22 protein-coding genes are annotated in these 23,337 nt (G+C 63.9%); 4 read left to right on the top strand and 18 right to left on the bottom strand.

Annotated features, from left to right (window positions below):
* Positions 1-371: 371 nt before the first annotated feature.
* The 4 genes from O987_RS13780 (at position 372) to O987_RS13765 (ending at position 5,770) form a co-directional block, all read left to right on the top strand.
* Positions 372-1,526 (top strand): hypothetical protein, encoded by a 1,155-nt coding sequence (locus O987_RS13780; RefSeq protein ID WP_043372947.1) that lies wholly within the window; start codon positions 372-374, stop codon positions 1,524-1,526.
* Positions 1,526-3,781: a ThiF family adenylyltransferase gene (locus O987_RS13775; RefSeq protein ID WP_043372944.1), complete on the top strand. Its 2,256-nt coding sequence runs from the start codon at positions 1,526-1,528 to the stop codon at positions 3,779-3,781. The genes O987_RS13780 and O987_RS13775 overlap by 1 nt, the downstream gene beginning before the upstream one ends.
* Before the next feature lie 124 nt (positions 3,782-3,905).
* Positions 3,906-4,967, top strand: coding sequence for a ComEC/Rec2 family competence protein (locus O987_RS13770; RefSeq protein WP_051962182.1), 1,062 nt, complete (start codon positions 3,906-3,908; stop codon positions 4,965-4,967).
* Positions 4,967-5,770: a hypothetical protein gene (locus tag O987_RS13765; protein WP_200879555.1), complete on the top strand. Its 804-nt coding sequence runs from the start codon at positions 4,967-4,969 to the stop codon at positions 5,768-5,770. The genes O987_RS13770 and O987_RS13765 overlap by 1 nt, the downstream gene beginning before the upstream one ends.
* A 169-nt stretch (positions 5,771-5,939) precedes the next feature.
* Here O987_RS13765 and O987_RS13760 read toward each other — a convergent pair whose 3' ends face one another.
* The 18 genes from O987_RS13760 to O987_RS13675 all read right to left on the bottom strand — a co-directional run bounded on the left by O987_RS13760 (position 5,940) and on the right by O987_RS13675 (position 23,325).
* On the bottom strand, positions 5,940-6,155 hold the full coding sequence (locus O987_RS13760) for a DUF2274 domain-containing protein (RefSeq protein ID WP_043372941.1): 216 nt from the start codon (positions 6,153-6,155) through the stop codon (positions 5,940-5,942).
* Positions 6,152-7,411 carry a TrbI/VirB10 family protein gene (locus O987_RS13755; RefSeq protein WP_043372938.1) on the bottom strand — a complete coding sequence of 420 codons (1,260 nt, stop codon included), beginning with the start codon at positions 7,409-7,411 and terminating at the stop codon, positions 6,152-6,154. The genes O987_RS13760 and O987_RS13755 overlap by 4 nt, the downstream gene beginning before the upstream one ends.
* A gap of 1 nt (position 7,412) precedes the next feature.
* Positions 7,413-8,417 carry a P-type conjugative transfer protein TrbG gene (trbG, locus tag O987_RS13750; RefSeq protein WP_043372936.1) on the bottom strand — a complete coding sequence of 335 codons (1,005 nt, stop codon included), beginning with the start codon at positions 8,415-8,417 and terminating at the stop codon, positions 7,413-7,415.
* On the bottom strand, positions 8,414-9,118 hold the full coding sequence (trbF, locus tag O987_RS13745) for a conjugal transfer protein TrbF (RefSeq protein ID WP_043372933.1): 705 nt from the start codon (positions 9,116-9,118) through the stop codon (positions 8,414-8,416). Before trbF ends, trbG begins: the two co-directional genes overlap by 4 nt.
* A gap of 11 nt (positions 9,119-9,129) precedes the next feature.
* Entirely contained in the window at positions 9,130-10,464 is a 1,335-nt protein-coding gene (gene trbL / locus O987_RS13740; RefSeq protein ID WP_043372930.1) for a P-type conjugative transfer protein TrbL, read from the bottom strand.
* 11 nt (positions 10,465-10,475) lie between these two features.
* Positions 10,476-11,216, bottom strand: coding sequence for a P-type conjugative transfer protein TrbJ (trbJ, locus tag O987_RS13735; RefSeq protein ID WP_043372927.1), 741 nt, complete (start codon positions 11,214-11,216; stop codon positions 10,476-10,478).
* On the bottom strand, positions 11,213-13,645 hold the full coding sequence (gene trbE / locus O987_RS13730) for a conjugal transfer protein TrbE (RefSeq protein ID WP_043372926.1): 2,433 nt from the start codon (positions 13,643-13,645) through the stop codon (positions 11,213-11,215). Before trbE ends, trbJ begins: the two co-directional genes overlap by 4 nt.
* A gap of 9 nt (positions 13,646-13,654) precedes the next feature.
* Positions 13,655-13,927, bottom strand: coding sequence for a VirB3 family type IV secretion system protein (locus O987_RS13725; protein ID WP_043372923.1), 273 nt, complete (start codon positions 13,925-13,927; stop codon positions 13,655-13,657).
* Positions 13,924-14,301, bottom strand: coding sequence for a TrbC/VirB2 family protein (locus tag O987_RS13720; RefSeq protein WP_043372920.1), 378 nt, complete (start codon positions 14,299-14,301; stop codon positions 13,924-13,926). Before O987_RS13720 ends, O987_RS13725 begins: the two co-directional genes overlap by 4 nt.
* On the bottom strand, positions 14,298-15,335 hold the full coding sequence (gene trbB / locus O987_RS13715) for a P-type conjugative transfer ATPase TrbB (protein ID WP_043372918.1): 1,038 nt from the start codon (positions 15,333-15,335) through the stop codon (positions 14,298-14,300). The genes O987_RS13720 and trbB overlap by 4 nt, the downstream gene beginning before the upstream one ends.
* Positions 15,332-15,778 carry a CopG family transcriptional regulator gene (locus O987_RS13710; RefSeq protein ID WP_043372915.1) on the bottom strand — a complete coding sequence of 149 codons (447 nt, stop codon included), beginning with the start codon at positions 15,776-15,778 and terminating at the stop codon, positions 15,332-15,334. Before O987_RS13710 ends, trbB begins: the two co-directional genes overlap by 4 nt.
* Entirely contained in the window at positions 15,775-17,772 is a 1,998-nt protein-coding gene (locus O987_RS13705; protein ID WP_043376477.1) for a conjugal transfer protein TraG, read from the bottom strand. Before O987_RS13705 ends, O987_RS13710 begins: the two co-directional genes overlap by 4 nt.
* A 228-nt stretch (positions 17,773-18,000) precedes the next feature.
* The gene (locus O987_RS13700; protein ID WP_043376474.1) at positions 18,001-18,231 is read right to left on the bottom strand and encodes an EexN family lipoprotein; all 231 of its coding nucleotides are present in this window, start codon (positions 18,229-18,231) and stop codon (positions 18,001-18,003) included.
* A gap of 26 nt (positions 18,232-18,257) precedes the next feature.
* Positions 18,258-19,172, bottom strand: a complete 915-nt coding sequence (locus tag O987_RS13695; protein ID WP_043372912.1) for a LysR family transcriptional regulator — start codon at positions 19,170-19,172, stop codon at positions 18,258-18,260.
* A 12-nt stretch (positions 19,173-19,184) separates the two neighbouring features.
* Positions 19,185-20,117 carry an electron transfer flavoprotein subunit alpha/FixB family protein gene (locus O987_RS13690; RefSeq protein WP_043372909.1) on the bottom strand — a complete coding sequence of 311 codons (933 nt, stop codon included), beginning with the start codon at positions 20,115-20,117 and terminating at the stop codon, positions 19,185-19,187.
* A 35-nt stretch (positions 20,118-20,152) separates the two neighbouring features.
* On the bottom strand, positions 20,153-20,902 hold the full coding sequence (locus O987_RS13685; protein WP_043372906.1) for an electron transfer flavoprotein subunit beta/FixA family protein: 750 nt from the start codon (positions 20,900-20,902) through the stop codon (positions 20,153-20,155).
* Positions 20,903-20,929: 27 nt separating this feature from the next.
* Positions 20,930-22,336: an FAD-binding oxidoreductase gene (locus tag O987_RS13680; protein ID WP_043372903.1), complete on the bottom strand. Its 1,407-nt coding sequence runs from the start codon at positions 22,334-22,336 to the stop codon at positions 20,930-20,932.
* Positions 22,337-22,341: 5 nt separating this feature from the next.
* Positions 22,342-23,325 carry a Bug family tripartite tricarboxylate transporter substrate binding protein gene (locus O987_RS13675; RefSeq protein WP_043372900.1) on the bottom strand — a complete coding sequence of 328 codons (984 nt, stop codon included), beginning with the start codon at positions 23,323-23,325 and terminating at the stop codon, positions 22,342-22,344.
* Positions 23,326-23,337: the final 12 nt, after the last annotated feature.

Raw genomic sequence — 23,337 nt, 5'->3', positions numbered from 1 at the left:
CAATGGCGGGTTTTTTTCTGGGCAGCCCAGAACCCATGCAGGCTCAAGCTCAGTTCGGCCCTGCACCACGTCATGCCCTGACCCCAACCCCTCCGCAGGCTGCGCTTGATCCTGCCACCCTGCCCCAAGTGATAGCTGCAGGCTCATGCCCTGAGCCAGTCACAGCTCGCTCCCACAACTGAAAAGCATTGCCGGGAGTGTGCTTAAAAAACCCCCATCTAGGTACCTGTTGTTTTACACAGTAAAGTTGTTACAATAACTAGATGTAGCGTGTTGATCAATTTAGACACACTGCATATAGTGCCTGTTAGCACTCTCGGTGGTCGAGTGCTAATTCACAAGATCAGCCACTTTTTTAGGCAGGATTAATCGTGACAGAAAAACACAAAGTCATCTTCTATCCCGTCGGGAACGGCGACACGACGCAAATCATCTTGTCCGGCAGCCGGCGTGTTCTGTTCGACTTCTGCCACCGCAATAAGGCCGAAGACCCGAGTACCTCGGAGATTGATCTCAAGGCGACCCTGAAGGCTGACCTGAAAAAAGCTGGCCGCGACTACTTTGACGTGGTCGCCTTCACCCACGCAGACCTTGACCACATTCAGGGCAGCACCGAATTCTTCGAACTGCAGCACGCCAAGAAGTACCACGGCGAAGGCCGTATCAAGATTCGTGAGCTGTGGGTTCCCGCTGCCATGCTGCTGGAGACTGCCGACAACGACCACCAGATGGAAGAGTTCGTCCTGCTCCGACAAGAGGCGCGGCACCGCCTGTTGGAAGGCAAGGACATTCTGGTGTTCTCGAAACCGCAGGCACTGGCCGACTGGCTCGAACCGCTCCTGAAAGAACGCGGCGAGTCTGCCTCGGCTCGCGATCACCTGTTCATCGATGCTGGCCAGATCGTCCCCGGCTTTTCGCTGGAAGCGGACAAGGTGGAGTTCTTCTGCCACTCGCCCTTCATTAAGCACTGCGACGAAGGCGACATCATCCGCAATGAAGCATCCCTGGTTTTCAATGTGCGCTTTCGCGCCGATGGTGCTCACTACGACTATCTCGAAGTCGGCGATGCCACCTGGGAGAGCATGGAGGAAATCGTCAAGACGACGCGTTACCACAAGAACGAGGACAGGCTGGCATGGGATCTGTACAACATTCCGCACCACTGCAGCTACCTCGCGCTGAGCGACGAAAAGGGTGAGAAGGAAACCGAACCCAAGCCGCTGATCAAAGACCTTCTGCGCATGGGCAAGCCGGATGCGTACATCGTCAGTTGCAGCAAACCCATCCCCGACATCAAAGACTCCTACGCCCAAACGCAACCGCCCCACATTCAAGCCCGCAAAACCTATGAGCGGTACCTAGAGGAAGTGGGCGGCCGCAAATTCCTCGTCACGATGGAGGAGCCGAACGCCAACAAGCCGGAGCCCATCACGTTCGAAATCACGAGCGGCGGCGTCAGCTGGATTCGCTCGACGTCCATCGGCGCTCCGGCCGTCATCCTGTCTTCACCTCCGCGGGCAGGTTGATGGCCAGCGAGTATCACAAACTGGCCAATGTCATCGAGATCGCGGATGCGGCGGCACTGACGATTCCGCGCGCCCGGCTGCTTTATGATGCCGCCGCTCGACAGCGCGATTTCACGATCGTGCAGCTCTTGCGGTACGGCAAGGATGAAACGCCGAAGCTCGAGTTCATCATCGTCGATGTGGAGTGCGACGGCGTTCCTCCAAAGAACAGCGTCGGCATCCAATACCGGGAACGTCTGGCGCTGTGCGTATCGGATGATCCGAAGCGGCTCGTCGAGGTGCTGGCGCTGCGCAAGGACTTTCCGGTCCTGATGCACCAGAATCAGGGCGTCCCGGGTGCTGCCGCCAGCCTCTGCCTGTACTTCGAGCCTGTAGCAGCCGTGATGCGTACCTGGACGCCGCAGAGTTTTCTGCGCCGAATCCAATGGTGGCTCGAAAAAAGTGCGCGGCGCGAACTGCACCCGGCAGACCAGCCGGTCGAGCACCTGTTCTTCGCGACCAAATACGAGTTGGTCCTGCCATGGAATCTGCCGGCGCTACGCAAGAGTGCCGAGCACTGCTTTGTCATCGCGCGAGGCCCCGAGCGCCCCGGTGGAGGCTTCACATGTTTCCTTGAAGCCGTCCCCAAGGATGCCGCTGTCAAGATCGGCACGACGGCTCCCATCGAGTTGGTGCTGCCGCCGATCGTGCATGGGTTTGTGGAGCGCGATCCCGCGACCTTGGGGCAATTGGCCGACATTCTCTCCAGGCGTGGCATCGAGCTGCTGCCCACCTTGCGAGCAACCCTGCAGGCGCGCGTGGGCAACAACGGAGTCGCGGCATCTGCCGACGACAAATCCACAGTCGTCTTGCTCCACATCCCCCTCTGCCGCGCCGAAGGCGAAAAACCCGTCGGCATGACACATCGCGCGTTTGTGCTGCTGACGGGTGGGCTGGAGCTCGGCGTTGCCACCGGCGCGTTGTTCTTCCATGAAAAGAAGTACTTCAGCGCAGCCGGACTGATGGGTGAGCAGCCGGCTACCGACTGGCGTGCGCAGTCCCTGCTGCCGATGGCCGTGTTGCGCAGGAACGATGCTGTTGCGGCGAGGAAGCAATCAGGCATCGCCGACGAAGGCCCCGCCGGCGTGCTGATCGGTGCGGGCTCGCTCGGCAGCGCGATGCTCAACCTGTGGGGGCGCGCGGGCTGGGGGCGCTGGTCCGTCATCGACAAGGACCACATCAAGCCTCACAACCTGTCGCGGCACACGGCCTATTCGCAGCACATCGGGTGTCCCAAGGCCTCCGTCGTGGCGGACTTGCACGCGGCGGCCATGGATGGGGCCACCGAGGTCACCCCGCTGGACGCGGATGCCAGCGACTTCAGCCCGGGGGCAGTTGCCGATGCACTGTCAGGTGCGACGCTGGTGGTCAATGCCTCAACGACCCTGGAATACCCTCGATCCGTCAGCGCGATCGACCACTTCGCCAGGCACTTTTCTGCCTTCGTCACGCCGACCGGCAACGCTGCGGTGCTGCTCGCAGAGGACTCGCAACGGCTCAATCGCTTGCGCACCCTCGAAGCACAATACTACCGTGCCCTAATCCAGGAGGATTGGGGAAGCAATCACCTCGCAGGCAATGTTGGTTCGTTCTGGAGCGGCGCAAGTTGCCGGGACATTTCGATGGTTCTGCCCTACTCGCGGATCATGGGGCAGGCCAGCACTCTGGCCGAGCAGATCCCAGCGGCCGTTGCTCAAAACGGCGCGATGATCCGCATATGGCAGCGTGATCCGATTCGCGGTGCGGTGGAGGTCCACGATGTGTCCGTGGCCACCGAGCGCCGCATGCAGCTTGGTGAGTTCGCCCTGTTCATTGACGTGGGTGTGGAACAGCAGCTTCGGGACATGCGCACGAAGGGCTTTCCGAACGAGACCGGCGGTGTGCTGCTCGGATACTACGACTTCAACATCAGCGCCGTCGTCGTGGTCGCAGGCCTGCCGCCTCCCCCCGACAGCAAGTCCAGCCCCGGCTCCTTCGAGCGCGGCGTTGCTGGCTTGGCGGAGGCGGTCGCAGAGGCCTCCCGTCGCACCGCTGGCGTCGTCGGCTACATCGGTGAATGGCACAGCCATCCACAGGGACATTCCGCCTCGCCCAGCCGAGACGACCTCGTGCAACTCGTTCACCTGGCCCTAGGCATGGCCGACGATGGCCTGCCAGCCGTTCAGCTCATCGTGGGGGAACAAGATCTGCAAATCTTGCAAGGTGAGGTGAAGTGATGTGCAGCGCGTGGACGTTCGCCAGATCGGCCACGCTCGGGCTGACTCTAAGAAGTCCGTGCCTGCGACGCGAGGAAGAGCGGCAGGCCAGAGAGAATAATTTTGCAGATATCGAGGAGCAGAGATGAACTTTGAGGTCGATTTCTTGCCAGTGGGCGAAGGATCCGGAGACGCAATCGTCATTCGGTATGGCGACGAGAACCCTGGCTACTACCTTCATGTTGTCGATGGCGGTCGTACCGACACCGCCGAAACCATCGTCAATCACATCAACAAGTTCTACCCCGGCTACCACATCAGCCACATGGTGCTGTCGCACGCTGATGACGATCACGCGACCGGGCTTGTCGGCGTGATGGAAAAAATGGAAGTCAAGCACCTGTGGATGAACAGGCCGTGGCTTTACGCATCACAAATTCTTGAACACTTCCACGGCAACTTCACGCTACAAGGCCTGATCGACGATATCAAAGAGCGGCATCCCTATCTGGTAGAACTTGAGCAACTTGCCAACGAGAAGGGCACCGTCATCCACGAGGTCTTTCAAGGCACGAAGATCGGGGAGCTCACCGTACTCGCTCCCACGAGGGAACGGTACATCAATTCGATTCCCGATTTTGGAAAGACGCCTACGAGGTACACAACCGAAGCTGCGCAAGATCAACGCCCAGGGTTCTTCCGCTCAATGGTCGAAGCTGCGAAGAAGTGGCTCGAAGAAAAATGGGATGTTGAAACGCTTGCCGAAAACACTGTGACATCGGCCTCGAATGAAAGCTGCGTGGTGCAGTACGGCGTACTCAACGGCAAAGGCGTTCTGCTTACTGCTGACGTTGGGCCTATCGGGCTAGCAGAAGCGGCCGAATATCATGCCCAGCTCGGATTGGCCAGACCCAAGTTCGTGCAAGTGCCCCACCATGGAAGCAGGCACAACGTCACACCCACCGTCTTGGACGCGTGGCTTGGCCCCAAACAGCCACAAGGAACTGAGATTGGTACAGCGTTCTGCTCGGTCGGCTCCAATAAGGATGACTACCCGCGCGGGCAAGTAAAGAACGCTTTTATGCGCAGAGGCTTCCCCGTTTACTGCACCCGTACGAAGTGGATTTCGTACTCCAACGGTCCAGGCCACCCCAACACGGTAGCGGCTACGGCAGAAGCGTTTGCCAACGAGGTGGAAGGTCTGTAATGGACGTGTTCAAGCTGTTCGATGCCTACTCTTTGCGTGCTAGGTTGTTCCCAGCGATCATCGCGGCGGCCCCCGCCCTCGCCGCGCTGGCGCTTCTGATTTCATGGAAGTCGTTCGGGCTTTCAAATCTGATAGCAACGCTCGGGATATTGGTGCTCCTGTTCGCCATCGCGGACTTCTCACGCTCCCGTGGCCGGGCGATCGAAGGCAAACTCTACGCCAGGCATGGAGGCATGCCTTCGATCACCATGTTCCGCAGGAACGACGCGACCCTCGATGCCGGCTCCAAAGATCGATATCGAGAATTTCTCGCAGGAAAGCTGGGCATCGCCGCACCCACTGCCCAAGAAGAGAACGCGGATCAAGGCGCAGCAGACGCCTTCTATGGTCAGTGCGGCAACTGGCTTCGCCAGAACACTCGCGACACGAAGAAATTTTCTATTTTGTTCAGCGAAAATGTCACATACGGTTTTCGTCGGAACCTGCTCGGGGTCAAGGTGCTGGCACTATGCCTCAATCTCATCATCGTTGCGCTCTGTGCGCTCATCCTATGGCGCATGTCGTGGGCTATCGAGACACCGATGGGAAACAAGACAACGGTAGTCTTGGTCGTTGCTGTAGCCCATGCTGCCTACATGCTTCTGGCGGTAAGTCGCAACGCTGTGTGGGACGCTTCTAAGGCATATGGGCGGGAGCTTATTCTCAGTACCGAGGCATTCCTGACGCCGGTGAAGCCAGCGAGAAAGACAGCTGCACGCAAGACCGCTTCTAAGACAACAGCAGCCGCGCCGCCAGGGCCTTGATCAATTCAGCAGCGCTTCCAACCACCGCACAAAGCTGGGATTGACAGTCCTACGATCAGCTGGTCGGCGTATCAGGCCAAACGGTTTACCACTAGAAGCAAAGTAAAGTCCGTGCATGCGCGGCTCGATTGCAGACCTTCCCTAGAGGCGCAGTGCACGGCTGCTAGTTCTACCCTCCCCGCCGAAAGCCTCGATCCCTTTCCATGAACGCCTGCAGCATGTGCGGAATCAGCGCCACCGCATCCACCGCCTCCCCATAGGTCTGCGCATGCAGCGCGGCGTAGCGGTCAAGGTCAGCCTTGAGGCTGGTCGGGCATGCGAAGGTCAGTTTCGTGGACTCAAATTTGGGCAGCGGCCCCAGCCGCAGCTTCTTGGTCGTGCTCATCGTGAAGTTCCCCGGCTGAAGAACATAGGCTGATACGGGCGAAGCGCAAGATCGCGGGCAACGAGCACGCGGACTGGCAATCCCGGCCGCGCCGTTAGCGTCGGCTGGACATTCATGTTGCGCCGGGTCAGCTCCTGCCCCACCTGGTTCACGCTGTCCTGCAAGCCATCGCGCCCCGCGATGATGATCCGGTTGCCGTCCTGCCTGTTCTCCGGTGCGACCAGCTCTGCCCCCACGCCCAGCAGCGTGGTCAGCGCCGCGCCGGCCAGGATGCGGCCCCAGTGCCGGTCAATTTCGTCCTCCACGCCGGCATAGCCGGCCGGATCGGTACCCACGAGGTTGTCCAAAGTCAGCGAAGACGTATCCGGCAGGATGATCCGGTTCCACACCATCTGAACCCGGCTCTGCCCGTAGCTCACCTGGCTGTTGTAGCGGCCAAGGATGCGCGAGCCCTGCGGGATCAGCAGGAACTTGCCCGTAGCCGTGTCATAGACCGGCTCCGTCACCGTGGCGATCACGTCACCCGGCAGGTCGGACTTGATACCGGTGACCAGCGCTGCCGCGATCACAGTGCCCGCCATGACCTGGTATGGCGAGGCCGGCATCTGGAGTTTGCCGGAATTGTGGGTTTCCGTGGAACCGCCTTTCAGGAAAGCCTCTTTCTGGTCTTGCCGGTTCTGCGCTGTAGTCGGATCGGTGGACTGGGCCGCCGTCGAGGCCGGGCCAGCCGCCAGCGGATCGAATCCCGCCAAGGCGCTGGCCATGTCAGGTGCGCCGGGCACCGCCTGCGCGACAGCGCCGGCGGCCTGTCCCGGCTTGCCCGAACGGAAGAACACCGACGAAGCCGCCGCCGCTTCCGCCTCCTTGCGCAAGGCATCCTCGGGATCATGGCCTGGTGGCGCATAGGTGGGCACCACGGGCTGCTGCGACTTCACAATGGCCGGGCCGAGATCGCCCGGCAGCGGGGGCCCCAGCTTGGGTAGCTTCGAATAGTCGGACGGCAAGCCGTCCAACCCCTCCGACTTCGATACGCGGTCCACGTTGTAAAGCTCGGTCTGACCCGCGCCGCGCCGGTGCGGCTGCAATGACCAGATGGTGGCCCCGAGCACGGCCACCGACAGGCCTCCGGCGAGGATGGCCAGCGTGCGCCGGTTCAGGCGCGTGACCGAGCGCGGCTGCGCGCGCAGCGCCACCGCCTCGGGCGCGGCCTTGCCCGCCTGTGGCGCGGCATGGTCGGGAGTGTCGTCCTGGCTCATGTCAGTTCCTCCGCGCCACGCCGTCCGTGCGCTCGATCCGCACCACGTCACCCTTGGCTCCGCCCAGGCGCAGCTCGGCGGCGCCAAACAGCCGGTCCACGATGTAGTACGGCGAGCGGAAGCGGTAGTTGACCAACTGCCCATCCCCCTGCGCGCCGATCACGAACAGCGGCGGCAGCTCGCCCTGGGCGATGCCCGGCGGGAACTGGATGTAGACCTTCTCGCCATCGTCGAAGGCACGCAGCGGCTTCCACGGTGGATTGCTGCCGCTGACCGCGTAGCGGAACCGGATCTTCTCCAGCGACAGCCCGGACTCCACTGGCGCAGCGGCACTCGCTGCCTGCGCCTGCCGCTGCAGGGCCAGCATCCTGTCTTTCGGGTACTCCCAGGACACCGACGCCATCCACGTCTTTTCCGTCGAGGTCAGCTCCAGCAGGTAGGTACGCCGGCTGGTCGTGATGACCAGATTCGTCTTGAGGCCCGAGCGGATCGGCTTGACCATCACATTGACCCGCAAGTCCGCACCGGTACCGCTGGACGTGTCGCCCACGATCCAGCGCACGGTATCACCAGCGGCCACGGTCACCAGCTCCTCGCCCGGCTGGAGCGCAATCACGGTCACGTGCCCCACGGCCGCATAGACCTGGTACAGCGCGCCGTCGGTGAAGGGCCAGACCTGGATGGCGTTCACATAGCCCTCGCGCGTGGGCGCAATGCGCGCCTCGGCATTGGCGCGGGAGATGCGCAGCTTCTCGTCGGTGGGCTCCGGCGGTGCCTTGGCGTCCGCCGCGCCGGGCAAGGGCTTCATCTGGCCAGGAAGTGCCAACGGCTCAGGTACTGTGACCAACTCCACGGGCTTCGGCGCCTCGGGCAGCAGCTGGGCCTGCGCCGGCTCATCCAGCGAGATGGCCGGGGGCGGCTTGCCCTGCGTGGCGCAGCCTGAGAGCAGTACGGTCGAAGCCAGCAACATCACCAGCAAGGCGGATTTACAGAAAGACGTATTCATGGCTTGGTTCCTTCGGAAGAATCGAGTTCACGGCTCCATGACAGGCCGTTGACGTAGATACCCAGCGGGTTCTTGCGCACGCGCTGCTCGGTGCGCGGGGTTTGCTGCACGGTGGACACCACCGCGTTCCAGCGCTCGGTGCGATCCAGCGCACCGTTGACGAAGCGCGTCTCTGTCCAGCGCACGTTGAACGAGGTATCGCTGGCCCGGGTCACGCTGCTGATCTGAACCGTCACCGACTCCTTGCCGATGCGCGAGAACGGATCGTTCACCCGCGCGTACTCGTTGAGCACCACGGCCCCCTTGTCCGTGGTGTAGTCGTAGGCATCCAGCCAGTTCTGGCGTACCACAATCGGGTCGATGGACAAGCCACGCACCAGGCCGATGAAGCGGCCCAAGTGGTAGGCCACCTGGGCATCGCTGGGTTTGTAGGGCGTGGCAGCCTCGCCCACGGCGCGCACCTGGCCCGCGCTGTCTACCTCGATAACGTAAGGCGTGACGATGGACTGCGCTGAGCGCCAGACCAGGCCGCCGGCCATCAACACCGCCAAGGTGAGACAGCCAAAGGCTATGAAACGCCAGTTCTTGGCCTGCACACGGGCTGAGCCGATGCGCTCGTCCCAGACCTGAGCAGCGGATTGATAGGGTGTGGCAGGCTGCGGCGTGTCGCCATAGCGCACCAGCGGTCGCTTGAATCGCATGGAAGTTCTCCTTATGAATCGGAATCACGCAAACTCGGCCCCTGGCTAGAGCTGCCGGCGTCGCCGCCGCGCAGCGTGTGGGCGGTGGTCGTAGCGGCATGGGTGAGCTGCTGCCTGCGATGTAGGCGCTTGGCCCAGGCGGGCTGTTCGGTGGGTGGGGCCGAGGCGGCGGCATCGCTTGCACCGCCAGCGCTCGATGCCGATGCAGCGTCATCGGGACGGAAGGCGGCGGCGACACGCTCTTTCATCGAGCGCGCCCCATCGACCACCTTCTGTCCCGCTGCTTGCGCGCTAGCCTTGGCCACATTGCTCACGCCAGCAGCGGCCCCCTTGAGGCCGCCGCCTGCGGCGGTTGAGCCTTGGTCAAAAGCTGCCTTGGCACCACGCGCACCGCTGGCCGCGAGCCGGGCCGCACCGGGAGCCATGCGCGCGCCAGCAGCCACAGCACCGCCGACACCGGCTGCAGCTGCGCCGACGCCAATGGCAGCGCCCGCTGCACCCAGCGTGGCGCCGGCCATCGCACCGGCGCCGAGCTGCGGCCCGCCGGACACCAGACCCGTCGCGATGCCCGGCCCGAAGATCCCCAAGGCCAGCATGGACAGCGAAGCCAGCATGATGACCAGCGCTTGGTCGATGGAGGGCTCGGCCCCGGCGGGAATCCTGAACTCGGCGAACAGCCCGGTGCCGATCCCCACGATGACCGCGAGCACCAGCACCTTGATGCCCGAGGACACCACGTTACCCAGCACCTTTTCTGCCAGAAAGGCCGTCTTGTTCCAGAGGGCGAACGGCACCAGCACGAAACCCGCCAGCGTGGTCAGCTTGAATTCGATCAGCGTCACGAAGAGCTGCACCGCCAGCACGAAGAAGCACAGGATGACAATGCCCCATGCCAGGAACAGCACCACGATGGAAGTGATGTTGACGAACACCTCCGGGAAGCCCGCCATCTGCTTGATCTGCTCCAGGATGGGTGCTGCCGCGTCGATGCCGGTCTTGGCCAGCCGCCCCGGCTGCAAGAAGTTGCCCATGCTCAAGCTGGAGCCGCTGGCCGTCAGACCCAGGCCGGCGAAGGAGCGGAACACGATTCCCGCGAGCGTGTTGAAGTTGCCGATGATGTAGGCGAAGGCACCCACGTACAGCACCTTGCGCATCAGCTTGGCGATCACGTCCTCCCCCTGGCCAGAGGCCTGGCCCATCGCCCAGAACAGCCCGGCCAAGGTCATATCGATGACGATCAGCGTGGCTGTCAGAAACGCCACCTCGCCCTGCAGGAGCCCGAAACCCGAGTCGATATAGCGCGAGAAGGTATCGAGGAAACGGTCGATGACCGCAACGTCATTCATGGCCAGCCTCGTCAGTTGCCGTAGAAATGGACGGTCTGCGGCGTATACGGCGTGCCAGTGCCCAGGAAACGCCGCGTGACTTCACGCCCACGCTCGGCGGCGGCTGCCTGCCGCGCCAGCTCCAGCGAAGCCGCCCGGTCCTGTGTGATCTGCAGGCGCTGCGTCTGAATCGACTGCTTCGCCTGCAGGGCCAGCAGCTGGTTCATGGCCTGCATCGCCTGAAGCGCCCCCACGGCCGACTGGCTCTGCCCGACCAGATCGGCCAGCACGCCCTCGTCATCGCTCAAGTTCTGCGAGGCCTGGGCCTGCATCTGCATGGTGGTCTGTAGGCCGTTCAGGGTGTTCTTCCAGCGCTCCTGGGCATCCCGGTACATCTGGTCGCCGCTGACGGTGGCGGCATACTGCTCGGGATACAGGCGCTTGAACTCCTTGTCCAGGTTCGCCACGTCGTAGGCCAGCCCCTTGGCCTGCTCGATCAGCCGCTGCGTCAGTGCGAGGTTGCTGCGCAGGCGGTTCACCACGCTGAACGGCAAGCTCGCCAGGTTGCGCGCCTGGTTGATGAGCATCTGCGCTTCGTTCTGGAGCTGGCGGATCTGGTTATGGATCTGCTCCAGCGTGCGGATGGCCGTGAGCGTGTTCTGCACGAAGTTGGACGGGTCGAAGACGATGCGCCAGGCCATGGCGGGCGCGGGCGCCAGCAGCGAGAGCGACAGCACGGCGGCCAAGGCGGTGGGGAGGATGCGGGTTTTCATGGCGAGTTCTCCTGTGGTTGCGGGGTTGGGAACGAGGACAGCAAGTCAGCGGCCCAATGCAGGCCGCGATGGCGCAGCCAGGCGGCTGCGAACGGGGTGGAAGCGGAAGAAGCCAGCACCGAGTCGATGTCGCGCTGGTCTTGCGGCGTGGACGCACCCGCGAAAGCCAGCGTCGCTGGCCCCAGGTCGAGGTCGAACAGGCGATTGCCGAGCCGGGACTGGTAGTAGTAGTCCCGCTTGGGCTGGGCGGTCGCCACGATGTCGATCTGCCGGCTGTTGAGGCCGAAGCCCTCGTAGATCGTCCTGATCTGCGGCTCGGTCGCCTGCGGGTTCGGCAGGAAAATGCGGCTCGCGCAACTCTCGATGATTGCGGGTGCGATGCTCGAATCCTTGATGTCCGCCAGGCTCTGCGTGGCGAAGATGACGCTGACGTTCTTCTTGCGCAGCGTCTTGAGCCACTGGCGGATGCGCGCGGCAAACACCGGGTCATCGAGAAACAGCCAGGCCTCGTCGAGGATCAGCAGTGTGGGAGCACCGTCAAAGCGTTCATCGAAGCGCGCAAAGAGGTTGTGCAGCACGGCCATGACAGCGGCCTTGCTGTGCATCAGCTCCTCCATCTCGAAGCACTGCACGGAACCGGAGCCCAGGCGATCCGAATCTGCATCCAGCAGCTTGCCGTGCGCGCCGCCGAGTACATAGGGTGCGAGCGCTTGGCGCAGCGCGTTCGACTGCAGCAGCACCGACAGGCCGGTCATCGTGCGCTGCTCCACGGGCGCACCAGCAAGACTGCCGAGCGCTGACCAGATGGCAACCTTATCGTCGGGGCCGACCGCGACACCTTCGTGCCGCAAGCGCCCTTCGATCCATTCAGCCGCCCAGGTGCGGTAGCCGTCGCGGTCGATGCGAGCGAGCGGCTGGAAGGCAATTTCTCCGTCCGTGCCCAGGTCGTAGTGCTCGCCGCCCAGGCCCAGAATGGTGGCGCGCATCGAGCGCCCCATGTCGAAGGCAAAGATGCGCGAGCCACGATAACGGCGGAACTGCATAGCCAAGGTAGCAAGCAAGACGGACTTGCCCATGCCCGTGGGGCCGGCGACCAGCGTATGGCCCACATCGCCGATGTGAGTGACCAGCCGGAATGGCGTCGCGCCCTCGGTGCGGGTGACGATCAGCGGCGGGCCATCGAGGTGCGCGTTCTTCTCCGGCCCGGCCCACACCGCCGACACCGGCATCAGGTGCGCCAGGTTCAGCGTCGAGACGATGGGCTGGCGGACATTGGCGTAGGCGTGGCCGGGGATTGAAGACAGCCACGCATCCACGGCATTGAGCGTTTCGGGAATGGTGACAAAGCCGCGCCCTTGGATGACCCGCTCCACCATGCGCAGTTTCTCGTCGGCCTTCGCCGGATCGGTGTCCAGCACCGTCACCGTGGTGGTGACATAGCCGAAGGCCACCTGGTCGCTGCCCAGTTCCTGCAAGGCGGCGTCTGCATCGGCTGATTTGTTGCTGGCGTCCGTGTCCACCAGCGGGCTTTCCTGCTGGAAGATGGTTTCGCGCAGCAGGGCGATGACGTTCTTGCGCTTGGCGAACCATTGGCGGCGCAGGCGGGCGAGTTCCTTTTCCGCGTCGGCTTTGTCGAGGCAGAGAAAGCGCGTACTCCAGCGATAGGCAAAGCCGAGGCGGTTGAGGTCGTCCAGAATCCCCGGCCAGGTCGAGGTGGGAAATCCCCGCACTGTCGCCACGCGCAGGTGTTGGTCGGCCAGCATCGGCGCAAGCCCGCCAATGAGCGCGGAATCGGCCAGCAGCGCATCGAGGTGGAATGGCACTTCCGGCACACCCACGCGGTAACTCCGCGTGGAGATGGTCGAATGTAGGTAGGTCAGCGTCTGGCTGCCATCGAGCCAGGCAATCTCCGGCATCACGCCGTCGAGCAGGTCGAAAATGCGATCCGTCTCCGCCACGAAGGCCGTCAGACGCTCACGCCAGTCCACACCTTCGGTCGGACGGTTCTCGTACAGCATCCCAGCTGCGCGGGCGCGGGCTTCCTCCGGCGGCAGGTACACCAGCGTCAGGTGGTAGCTGCTCTCGAAGTGGTTGCCCGAGTCCTCGAAGGCGGCCCGGCGTTCCTCGTCCACCAGCCACGACAGCGGCTCGGGAAACTCCGAGTGCGGATAGTCGGCAGCGGCCCTGCGCTCGGCCTCGATGAACAAGGCCCAGCCAGAACCCAGGCGGCGCAGCGCGTTGTTCAAGCGCGCCGACGTGGAAATCAGCTCGCCCTGCGTCGCGCTGTCGAGGTCTGGTCCGCGAAATCGGGCCGTGCGTTGGAAGCTGCCGTCCTTATTCAAGACGACACCCGGCGCCACCAGTCCTGCCCAGGGTAGCCAGTCGGCCAGCAGCGCGGGCCGCGGGCGGTATTCGGCAAGGTTCAGCATGGCATTCCCCTATACGTCCAGCAGCGGCCGGTGCTTGATGTGCCGCGCAAAGACCTGCATGAACTGCGGATCGACGCGCGCGCCCCAGACTGCCAGCGCGTGGCCGACGATCCAGAGCACCAAGCCCGGAATCCACAGTTGCAGGCCCAGTCCGACGGTGGCGGCCAAGGTGCCATTGGCAATGGCTACGCTGCGCGGCGCACCGCCCATCAGGATCGGCTCGGTCAGCGAGCGGTGCAGTGGAACCTCGAAGCCCGCAACGAATTCGTCGGGGGCGTTCATACGACGGCCCCGCCGGAGAACGAGAAGAACGATAGGAAGAAGCTCGAAGCCGCGAACGCGATCGACAGGCCGAACACGATCTGGATCAGCTTGCGGAAACCGCCCGAGGTATCGCCAAAGGCCAGCGCCAGGCCCGTGGCAATGATGATGATGACGGCCACGATCCGGGCCACCGGCCCCTGGATGGATTCGAGGATGGACTGCAGCGGCCCTTCCCAGGGCATGCTGGAGCCAGCGGCCTGCGCAGTGCCCGCGAACAGCAACATCAGCGCAGCGAGCATCAGACCTTGCGCCGCAGGCCGTCCCAGGCTGCGCAGGTGGCTGGCGTTAGAAAGCGGATTTACAGTAAAGCGGAAAGCGGGAACGTGCGTCATGGATGTTCTCCAAGTGGGTTGAGGGACGGGGAAGAAACGGGGTCGGCTGGCGATAGCTCCGAAAAAAATGGAGCCTCCAGCGCGTCCGCCAGGTGATACCCAGCGCCGTCAAAACCGACGACGCGGGCGATGCTCTCGATGCGGCGCTTGCGCCCGCGCCCGGCGATGTGGATGACCACATTGACCGCTTCCGCGATCAGCGCACGGGGTGGGTTCACCGCCACTTCGAGAATCAGTTGCTCCAGGCGCAGCAGCGCGCCCAGCGTGGAGCCGGCATGGATCGTGGCGATGCCGCCCGGATGGCCGGTGCCCCATACCTTGATGAGATCCAGCGCTTCTGCGCCGCGTACCTCGCCGACGACGACGCGATCCGGTCGCAGGCGCATGGAGGAACGCACCAGTTCCTGCATCGACACCACGCCCGCGCGCGTGCGCAGCGGCACGTGGTCGCGGGCCGCGCATTGCAGCTCCACCGTGTCTTCGAGCACCAGTACACGGTCGCCGGTGGCGGCGATCTCGGCCAGCAAGGCATTCGCCAAGGTGGTCTTGCCGGTACTCGTCCCGCCAGCGATCAGGATGTTCTGGCGCTCGCGCACAGCGCGCACCAGCAAGCCCGCCTGTTCGGCGGACATCATTCCGTCCTCGATGTAGCGCGACAGGGGTATCACGCCCACGGCGCGCTTGCGCAGCGCGAAGGCCGGCCCCGGCGCAGCGGGCGGCAGGATGCCCTCGAAGCGCTCACCCGTTTCGGGCAGCTCCGCCGTCAACAGCGGCTGGCCGCGATGCACCTCCGCGCCGACGTGGGCGGCCACGAGGCGGATGATGCGTTCGCCGTCGGCCTCGGACAGCTCCACTCCCATCGGCGCGCGACCCGACGAAAGCCGATCGATCCACAAGGCTCGATCCGGGTTGAGCATGATTTCCACCACGTCCGGGTCTTCCAGTGCGGCGGCGATCAGCGGCCCCATCGCCGTGCGCAGCATCTGGATGCGGCGATCCAACGAAACAGCTGTGAAGGCAGGAACGGCGCTCATACAGCACGCTCCTGCGCTTCGTCCATGCGCGTGGGGTCGGGATGCAGTTCCTCCACCACGTCCCGCACCAGGCTGCGCCCACGCAGCAGGTGGCGTCCGAGCTGTTCGACGAACTGCTCAAAGCGCGCCTTGCCCTGGGCGCGCGCGGCGTCCTGATGCGCTTCGGGCACTGGCGTGCTCACCGTGAGGAAGCAGCGGATGAACAGCGCCAGTGTTTCGATCTGGATGTTCTGGTCACGCTCCAGCCGTTCGGCGTGGCGCGACAGGCGATCCAGCCGCTTGGCAATCGCCGCCTCGCGCTGGTCGCCCGCATCCGGCGACAGCCAGGACGCCAAGGCAGCAGCGACGATGCTGGACTTCGATACGCCTTTCTTGGCGGCCAGTTCATCCAGCCGTTTGCTGTGCTCGGGCTGGATGAACAAGTTGAGGCGGTGTTGGGTCATAGGTCGATTCCGTCGTTGGGGTCGAGGGATGCCAGCCGGGCTGTGCGCTGCAGGGCCGGGTCGAGCTGGCGCGGAAGGGGAAGCGGCGTGTCGTCGTCATCGAGCAGCGCGAGGTCGGTGGCTGCGAATTCCTGTTCCAGGTGGTACTCGGTGACTTCGGAAAGCTCGGGCTGACGGCGCGGGCCGCCGTCATCGGCACTGCCGATGCCTTCGACGGCTTCAGTGGCCGGCGCCGCAGGAACAGCGGGAATCGCCAGGCCGCTCCAGTCGTCGGGCCGCGTTGGCGGCGCATCGGCGTAGAGCCCGGCGGCGAGCGTAGGAGGCGGGAGCACGCGCCGCTTGAAATTGCTGTCGGCGTAGTAGCGTAGCTTCTTGGCCTTGATCGGTGCCACGCTGGACACCATCACCACGGCCTCGTCCGGCGGGAGTTGCATCACTTCGCCGGGCGTCAGTAGCGGGCGTGCCGTCTCCTGGCGCGACACCATCAGGTGTCCCAACCATGGCGCAAGCCGGTGGCCCGCATAGTTGCGCTGCGCGCGCAATTCGGTGGCGGTGCCCAGCGTCTCGGAAATGCGCTTGGCGGTGCGCTCGTCGTTAGTCGCAAAGGTCACGCGCACATGGCAGTTGTCCAGGATCGAATGGTTCTGGCCGTAGGCTTTGTCGATCTGGTTCAGGCTCTGCGCGATCAGGAAGCTGCGGATGCCGTAGCCCGCCATAAAGGCCAGCGCCGTCTCGAAGAAGTCCAGCCGCCCGAGTGCCGGGAACTCGTCGAGCATCAGCAGCAGCTTGTGGCGGCGGGCAATACCGTCGCTGCCGTCCAGCGATTCCGTCAGGCGTCGCCCGATCTGGTTGAGGATCAGGCGGATGAGCGGCTTCGTCCGAGAAATGTCAGAAGGCGGCACCACGAGGTACAGCGACACCGGATGCTCGGCCGCGATCAGATCGGCGATGCGCCAGTCGCAACGCGACGTGACTTCGGCCACCGTGGGATCGCGGTACAGGCCGAGGAACGACATGGCGGTGCTCAACACGCCTGAGCGTTCGTTGTCGCTCTTGTTGAGCACTTCGCGCGCAGCGGAGGCCACGACTGGATGCGGCCCATCGCCGAGATGTGGCGTGGTCATCATCCGGTGCAGGGTCAGCTCGAAGGGGCAGGCCGGATCGGAGAGGAAATTGGCGACGCCGCGCAGCGTCTTGTCCTCGCCCGCGTAGAGCACATGCAGGATGGCCCCAACCAGCAGCGCGTGGCTGGTCTTTTCCCAGTGGTTGCGCCGCTCCAGCGCGCCTTCGGGATCGACCAGGATGTCCGCGATGTTCTGCACGTCGCGCACTTCATGCGCGCCGCGCCGGACTTCCAGCAGCGGGTTGTAGGCCGCCGAGTTCGCATCGGTGGGGTTGAACAGCAGGCAGTGCGAGAAGCGCGACCGCCAGCCCGCGGTGATGCTCCAATTCTCGCCTTTGATGTCGTGGACAACGGCGGATGCGGGCCACGAAAGCAGCGTAGGCACCACCAGGCCCACGCCCTTGCCGGAGCGCGTAGGCGCGAAGGTCAGGACGTGTTCCGGGCCTTCGTGCCGCAGGTACTGCTGGCGATGCAGGCCGAGGAACACGCCCGCAGGCTGGTCAAGGCCTGCCTTGTGAATGTCCTCCGCATTGGCCCAGCGCGCGGAACCGTAGGTCGTGACCAGCTTCGATTGCCGCGAGCGCCAGATGGACATGCCGATGGCGACCAGCACGGCCACCAGGCCGCTGCCGCCGGCAATCGCACCACCGATGTCGAAGACACGCGGTGCGTAGGCGTCGAAGAAAAACCACCACTCGAACAAGCGCCAGGGGTGATAGACCGGCGTGCCGAAGAAGTCGAACCAGGGCGAGCCCAAGCGTAGCTGATAGCCCAGGGCGGCGGCAGTCCACTGCGTGGCGCTCCACACGCCGGCGATCACGATGCCGAACACGACGGCGATCTGGCCGAACAGCACGTTCGTACCTTGCATTGATTGGCCTCCCATGACGGCACCGAGGGGGGCCGCAGTCATGAGGATCAAGGCGAGCGTACGGGCCGGTCAAAGACCGTTGCGGCAGCGATTCAGACAAAAAAAGCCATATTTATTGCTGCAGCGAAGACAATAAAAACGCCGCAGGCGCGAGCGCTCTGCGGCGTAGGGAGGTAACAGTGGGAACTCAACCGCCGTGGTGATGCTGCGTCGCGACGGCGGGATGGATTACGGGGTCTTCTTCTGCTCCGGCCTGTCGCCGAAGAAGCGCCGTTCAGCGGCTGCAGCGGCGCGCATGCAGAGTTCGTCGCCAACCTTCGCGCGATCTTCCTTGCACAGGCGCTGGATTTCTTTGATGCGCGCGGGGTTCGCCACCAGCTCATCAACGGTCTCCGTGGGCTTCGCGGGGCCGCAGGCGGTCAGCACAATGGCAATGAAGGGGATCACAATCTTGTTCATGGCGAACATCCTTTCCCTATGTGAATTCATGAATCATCGGCAGCGGTATCGCCACTGCCCGAATCAATGGAGGCGACCCGCTCGATGAAACGGACCAGCATCGGGGACGGCTCCGCATCGCGGCGCAGCAGGTACGTGGCCAGCATCGGTGGCGTGCCCGCCAGTGGCCGGGCCAGTACCCCAGGTTCGCGGCTGGATGCAATGTGCGCGGCACCTGCCAGACCCACCGCCAGCCCGGCGGACACCAGGGCCATCATCACGTCGAAGGTGGCGACGCGCTGGAGGATCTGCAACTCCTCATCCCGCTTCTGCAGGATGCGATCTACCTGACGGGTATGCCCCTGGCAAAAAGCAGGGTCGCCCAACACCAGCCGGTGCTGCAACACGATCTCCAGCGGAATGCGCCGGTACTCCAGCAAGGGGTGGCGCGAAGACAAGGCCACCATCAGCTCGTCCTCCCAGGCTGGAATGGCCGCAATGCCATCGCCGACCTCATTGGCCATCGAGAAGCCGGCGTCGTACTGATCGTCATGCAAGCCCCTGATTTGCTGATCCAGGGGCACTTCAAAGAGCCGGATTTCCACCTCGGGCTCTTCCTCTCGGCTTCGCGCGAGCAATGCCGGTAACCGCGACGGCGTGATGCCGTCGGACAAGGCAATGCGCAACTGCCCGTGAAAGCCGTTGGCGGCCGACTTCACCCCATCGCGCGCCTGTTCCAAGGCCGTGAAGATGCGCGGCACCCGCTCCAGAAATACCCTGCCGGCGCGGGTCAACTGGGTACTGCGTGTGGTGCGGGTGAAGAGTTGCGAGCCCAGCTCATCCTCCAGCTCCTTGATGGAGCGTGACAGCGGCGATTGGTCGATGTGCAGCCGGGCGGCGGCTCTGGCGAAGTGAAGTTCTTCGGCAACCGCGAGAAAGTAGCGGAGATGCCTGAACTCCATACCTGAGTGCACTCAGAGCATCTTGATCAGTTCCGGCACTGCCTCGAACAGGTCGGCTTCCAGGCCGTAGTCGGCCACCGAGAAGATCGGTGCCTCGGGGTCCTTGTTGATCGCCACGATCACCTTGGAGTCCTTCATGCCGGCCAGGTGCTGGATGGCGCCCGAGATGCCGCAGGCGATGTACAGCTGCGGCGCCACGATCTTGCCGGTCTGGCCCACCTGCAGGTCGTTGGGGGCGTAGCCCGCGTCCACCGCGGCGCGGCTGGCACCGATGGCGGCGCCCAGCTTGTCGGCCAGCGGGGTGATGACTTCCTTGAACTTCTCTTCGCTGCCCAGCGCGCGGCCGCCCGAGACGATGATCTTGGCGGCCGTCAGTTCGGGACGGTCGCTCTTGACGATCTCGGAGCCCACGAAGCTGCTCTTGCCGGAATCGGCTGCGGCGGCAACGGTCTCGACGGCAGCGCTGCCGCCGGTGGCGGCTGCGGCGTCGAAGCCGGTGCCGCGCACGGTGATGACCTTGGTGGCGTCGCCCGATTGCACGGTGGCGATGGCGTTGCCGGCGTAGATGGGGCGCTCGAAGGTGTCGGGGCCGTCGACCTTGGTGATGTCGCTGATCTGGGCGACGTCGAGCTTGGCGGCCACGCGGGGCGCCACGTTCTTGCCGCCGGCGGTGGCGGGGAACAGGATGTGGCTGTAGTTGCCAGCGATGGTCAGCACCTGGGCGGCGACGTTCTCGGCCAAGCCGTTCTTCAGGCTCGCGCCATCGGCGTGGATGACTTTGGCAACACCGGCGATCTGCGCGGCGGCTGTAGCGGCGCCGCCGGCGCCTTCGCCGGCGACGAGCACATGCACGTCACCGCCGCAGGCCTTGGCGGCCGTCACGGCGTTGAGGGTGGCGCTTTTGATGCTGGCGTTGTCGTGGTCTGCAATAACGAGTGCGGTCATGTTCGTGTCCTTCGTGTTCTTGTTGTGCGGGGGCCTTAGATGACCTTGGCTTCGTTCTTGAGCTTGTCGATCAGGGTGGCCACATCAGGCACCTTGATGCCGGCGCCGCGCTTGGGCGGCTCGGAGACCTTGAGGGTCTTGATGCAGGGGGCCACATCCACGCCCAGATCTTCGGGCTTGAAGGTGTCGAGCTGCTTCTTCTTGGCCTTCATGATGTTGGGCAGCGTGACGTAGCGCGGCTCGTTCAGGCGCAGGTCGGTGGTGATCACGGCGGGCAGGCTCAGGTTGATGGTTTCGAGGCCGCCGTCCACTTCGCGGGTCACGGCCACCTTGTCACCCGCCACTTCGACCTTGGAGGCGAAGGTGGCTTGCGGCAGGTCGGCCAGCGCGGCCAGCATCTGGCCGGTCTGGTTGCAGTCGTCGTCGATGGCCTGCTTGCCGAGGATGACGAGGCCGGGCTGCTCTTTGTCGATCAGGGCCTTGAGCAGCTTGGCCACGGCCAGCGGCTGCAGTTCTTCGGTGGTTTCGACCAGGATGCCGCGGTCGGCGCCGATGGCCATGGCAGTGCGCAGCGTTTCCTGGCACTGGGCCACGCCGCAGGAGACGGCGATCACTTCGGTGACCACGCCTTTTTCCTTCAGGCGCACGGCCTCTTCCACGGCGATTTCGTCGAAGGGGTTCATGCTCATCTTGACGTTGGCGATGTCCACGCCGCTGCCGTCGGACTTCACACGCACCTTGACGTTGTAGTCCACCACCCGCTTCACCGTTACAAGAATCTTCATTTCAACCTCTCTCGTACTCAAAGTGCCTTACAGCAACTTTCCAGGGTTCATAATTCCGGCAGGGTCGAACACCGCCTTCACGGCGCGCATCAGCTGCAGGTCCAGCGGGGCCTTGTACTGGAGAAAGGCATGGCGCTTGAGCTGGCCGATGCCATGCTCCGCACTGATGCTGCCGCCGAACTGCATCACCTGCTCCAGCACCGCATCGGTCAGATCATGGCCCTGGGTGCTTGCCCAATCCTCCGCCGCACCCAGCGGGCGCGACAGGTTGTAGTGCAGATTTCCATCGCCGAAATGCCCGAAGACAAACAGCCTTACCCCAGGACATAGAGACTGCAGCCGTGTCTCCATCGTTGTCATGAACTCTGGAAGCTTCTCGATCGGTAGCGAGATGTCATGCTTCAAATGCGCTCCGTTGACACGCTGCGCCTCGGGGATTTCCTCGCGCAGCCGCCACAGGCCATTGAGCTGCGCCAAAGATGCCGACACTACGGCATCCAGGCACAACGCTTGCTCCAGCGCGGCCTCCATCACGGATTCGAGCAGGGCTTCCAGTCCGGCCTCGTCGGTGGTGTCGGCAAACTCGACCAGCACATAGGCCGGATAGCGTCGCTCGAACGGGTCTTGCACGCCTTCGGTCGTCTCCAGCACCAGCCCCAGGCATTCGCCCGTGAAGAATTCGAAGGCCTGCAGCCTAGGCCCGCAGCGCTGGAACAGCAGTTCGTAGAGTGCCAACGCCTGCACGGAGGATTCCACTCCTGCAAGCACGACCGAGCGCGTGTCGGCTCGCGCAAACAGGCGCAGCGATGCAGCAGTGATCACGCCCAGCGTGCCCTCCGCGCCGATGAACATCTGCTTGAGGTCGTAGCCGGTGTTGTCCTTGCGCAGCGTGCGCAGGCCGTGAAAGACTTCACCCGACGGCAACACCGCCTCGATGCCAAGCACCAGTTCGCGCGCCATGCCGAAGCGCACGACGTTGACGCCACCCGCATTGGTGGCAAGGTTGCCGCCGATCTGGCACGAATCCTCAGCGCCCAGGCTCAGCGGCAGCAGCCGCCCCGCGTCCTGCGCGGCTCGACGCAGGTTGCCGAGGATGCAGCCCGCCTCGGCAACCAGTGTGTTGCCTACGGTGTCGAGCGAGCGAATGGCGTTCATCCGGTCCAAGCTCAGGACGATGCTGCGCCCCTCGCCATCGGGGGCGGCGCCGCCGCACAGCCCGGTGTTGCCACCGCGCGGCACGACCGGCGTGCCGGTTTCGTTGCACAGCGCCAGGCAGCGCGATACCTCGTCCACCGTGCGCGGCCGTACCACGGCCTGAGCCTGACCCCGGTAAAGGCCGCGCCAGTCGGACAGCCAGGGGGCAACGTCGTCGGCACTCGTCAATACGCGGTCCTGGCCAAGCGCTTCAACCAGTCGTGTGGCAATCGTGTTCATGTCGTTTAGTCCACACTGATACGGTTGACTTGGATGAAGGTGCGCCACTGAACGTACTCCGCCCGGATGTACTTGGCGAATTCAGCCGAGTCCTTGTAGCTGCGCTCGATGCCAGCCTGCAGCAACTTGTCCGCAAAGCTGTTGGCCATGACGGTCTTCTTGACGGCGGCATCAAGCTTTTGCACAACCGCATCCGGCGTGCCCGCAGGGGCCAGCAGGCCGTTCCAGGACTCGGTCACGAAGTTCTTGTAGCCCAACTCCAACATGGTGGGCACCTCGGGCAACAGCGGAAAGCGCTTAGTGCCAGTCACCGCCAGTGGCCGCACCTTGTTGCCCTTGGCCATGGTGTAGGCCACCGGCATGTTGTCGAAGATCATGTCCACCTGACCGCCGATCACGTCGGTCATCGCTTGCGAGCTACCCTTGTAGGGGATGTGCGTCATGTTCAGCCCGGATTGCACGGCGAGCATGGCGCCGGACAGGTGCAACGATGTGCCCACGCCTGAGGACGCATAGGTCAGGTCTTTGCTCTTGCCCATCGCCACCAGGTCAGCCACGCTCTTGGCGGGGCTGGACATCGGCACGACCAGCAGATTCGGGTAGGTCGCCACCATGGCAACCGGCTTGAAGTCCTTCTGCGCGTCATAGGGCAGCTTCTTGCTCACGAGCTGGTTGATGGCTTGGGTGCCCACGGTGCCCCACAGCAGCGTGTAGCCGTCAGGTGCGCTCTTGGCAACAAAGTCGGCGCCCAGGTTGCCAGCGGCGCCGGGCTTGTTGTCGACGATGACGGGCTGGCCTAGATCCTTAGAGATCTCGACGGCCACCAGACGGGCGACCTGATCCGTGCCGCCGCCCGGCGCAAATGGCACGATGATCTTGATCGGCCTGTCGGGCCAATTGGAGGTCTGCGCATAGGCGCCAGATACGGCAGCGCCCAACAGGCAGGCCATGGCACAGCGGCGGGTGAGTGTGCGGGTGTTGAACTTCATTGCAGTCTCCTT

Origin of the sequence: Comamonas testosteroni TK102, from assembly GCF_000739375.1 — a bacterium.
Taxonomy (GTDB): Bacteria; Pseudomonadota; Gammaproteobacteria; order Burkholderiales; family Burkholderiaceae_C; genus Comamonas; species Comamonas brasiliensis.
This window is presented reverse-complemented; position numbering and strand designations above follow the sequence as displayed.

Coding starts and splice junctions, on each gene's coding strand:
- trbL (WP_043372930.1), bottom strand. CDS start 10,464: ATGAATGACGTTGCGGTCATCGACCGTTTCCTCGATACCTTCTCGCGC.
- O987_RS13685 (WP_043372906.1), bottom strand. CDS start 20,902: ATGAAGATTCTTGTAACGGTGAAGCGGGTGGTGGACTACAACGTCAAG.
- O987_RS13765 (WP_200879555.1), top strand. CDS start 4,967: ATGGACGTGTTCAAGCTGTTCGATGCCTACTCTTTGCGTGCTAGGTTG.
- trbG (WP_043372936.1), bottom strand. CDS start 8,417: ATGAATACGTCTTTCTGTAAATCCGCCTTGCTGGTGATGTTGCTGGCT.
- O987_RS13675 (WP_043372900.1), bottom strand. CDS start 23,325: ATGAAGTTCAACACCCGCACACTCACCCGCCGCTGTGCCATGGCCTGC.
- O987_RS13770 (WP_051962182.1), top strand. CDS start 3,906: ATGAACTTTGAGGTCGATTTCTTGCCAGTGGGCGAAGGATCCGGAGAC.
- trbF (WP_043372933.1), bottom strand. CDS start 9,118: ATGCGATTCAAGCGACCGCTGGTGCGCTATGGCGACACGCCGCAGCCT.
- O987_RS13680 (WP_043372903.1), bottom strand. CDS start 22,336: ATGAACACGATTGCCACACGACTGGTTGAAGCGCTTGGCCAGGACCGC.
- O987_RS13720 (WP_043372920.1), bottom strand. CDS start 14,301: ATGACGCACGTTCCCGCTTTCCGCTTTACTGTAAATCCGCTTTCTAAC.
- trbE (WP_043372926.1), bottom strand. CDS start 13,645: ATGCTGAACCTTGCCGAATACCGCCCGCGGCCCGCGCTGCTGGCCGAC.
- trbB (WP_043372918.1), bottom strand. CDS start 15,335: ATGAGCGCCGTTCCTGCCTTCACAGCTGTTTCGTTGGATCGCCGCATC.
- O987_RS13710 (WP_043372915.1), bottom strand. CDS start 15,778: ATGACCCAACACCGCCTCAACTTGTTCATCCAGCCCGAGCACAGCAAA.
- O987_RS13700 (WP_043376474.1), bottom strand. CDS start 18,231: ATGAACAAGATTGTGATCCCCTTCATTGCCATTGTGCTGACCGCCTGC.
- trbJ (WP_043372927.1), bottom strand. CDS start 11,216: ATGAAAACCCGCATCCTCCCCACCGCCTTGGCCGCCGTGCTGTCGCTC.
- O987_RS13690 (WP_043372909.1), bottom strand. CDS start 20,117: ATGACCGCACTCGTTATTGCAGACCACGACAACGCCAGCATCAAAAGC.
- O987_RS13775 (WP_043372944.1), top strand. CDS start 1,526: ATGGCCAGCGAGTATCACAAACTGGCCAATGTCATCGAGATCGCGGAT.
- O987_RS13760 (WP_043372941.1), bottom strand. CDS start 6,155: ATGAGCACGACCAAGAAGCTGCGGCTGGGGCCGCTGCCCAAATTTGAG.
- O987_RS13725 (WP_043372923.1), bottom strand. CDS start 13,927: ATGAACGCCCCCGACGAATTCGTTGCGGGCTTCGAGGTTCCACTGCAC.
- O987_RS13755 (WP_043372938.1), bottom strand. CDS start 7,411: ATGAGCCAGGACGACACTCCCGACCATGCCGCGCCACAGGCGGGCAAG.
- O987_RS13705 (WP_043376477.1), bottom strand. CDS start 17,772: ATGCAAGGTACGAACGTGCTGTTCGGCCAGATCGCCGTCGTGTTCGGC.
- O987_RS13695 (WP_043372912.1), bottom strand. CDS start 19,172: ATGGAGTTCAGGCATCTCCGCTACTTTCTCGCGGTTGCCGAAGAACTT.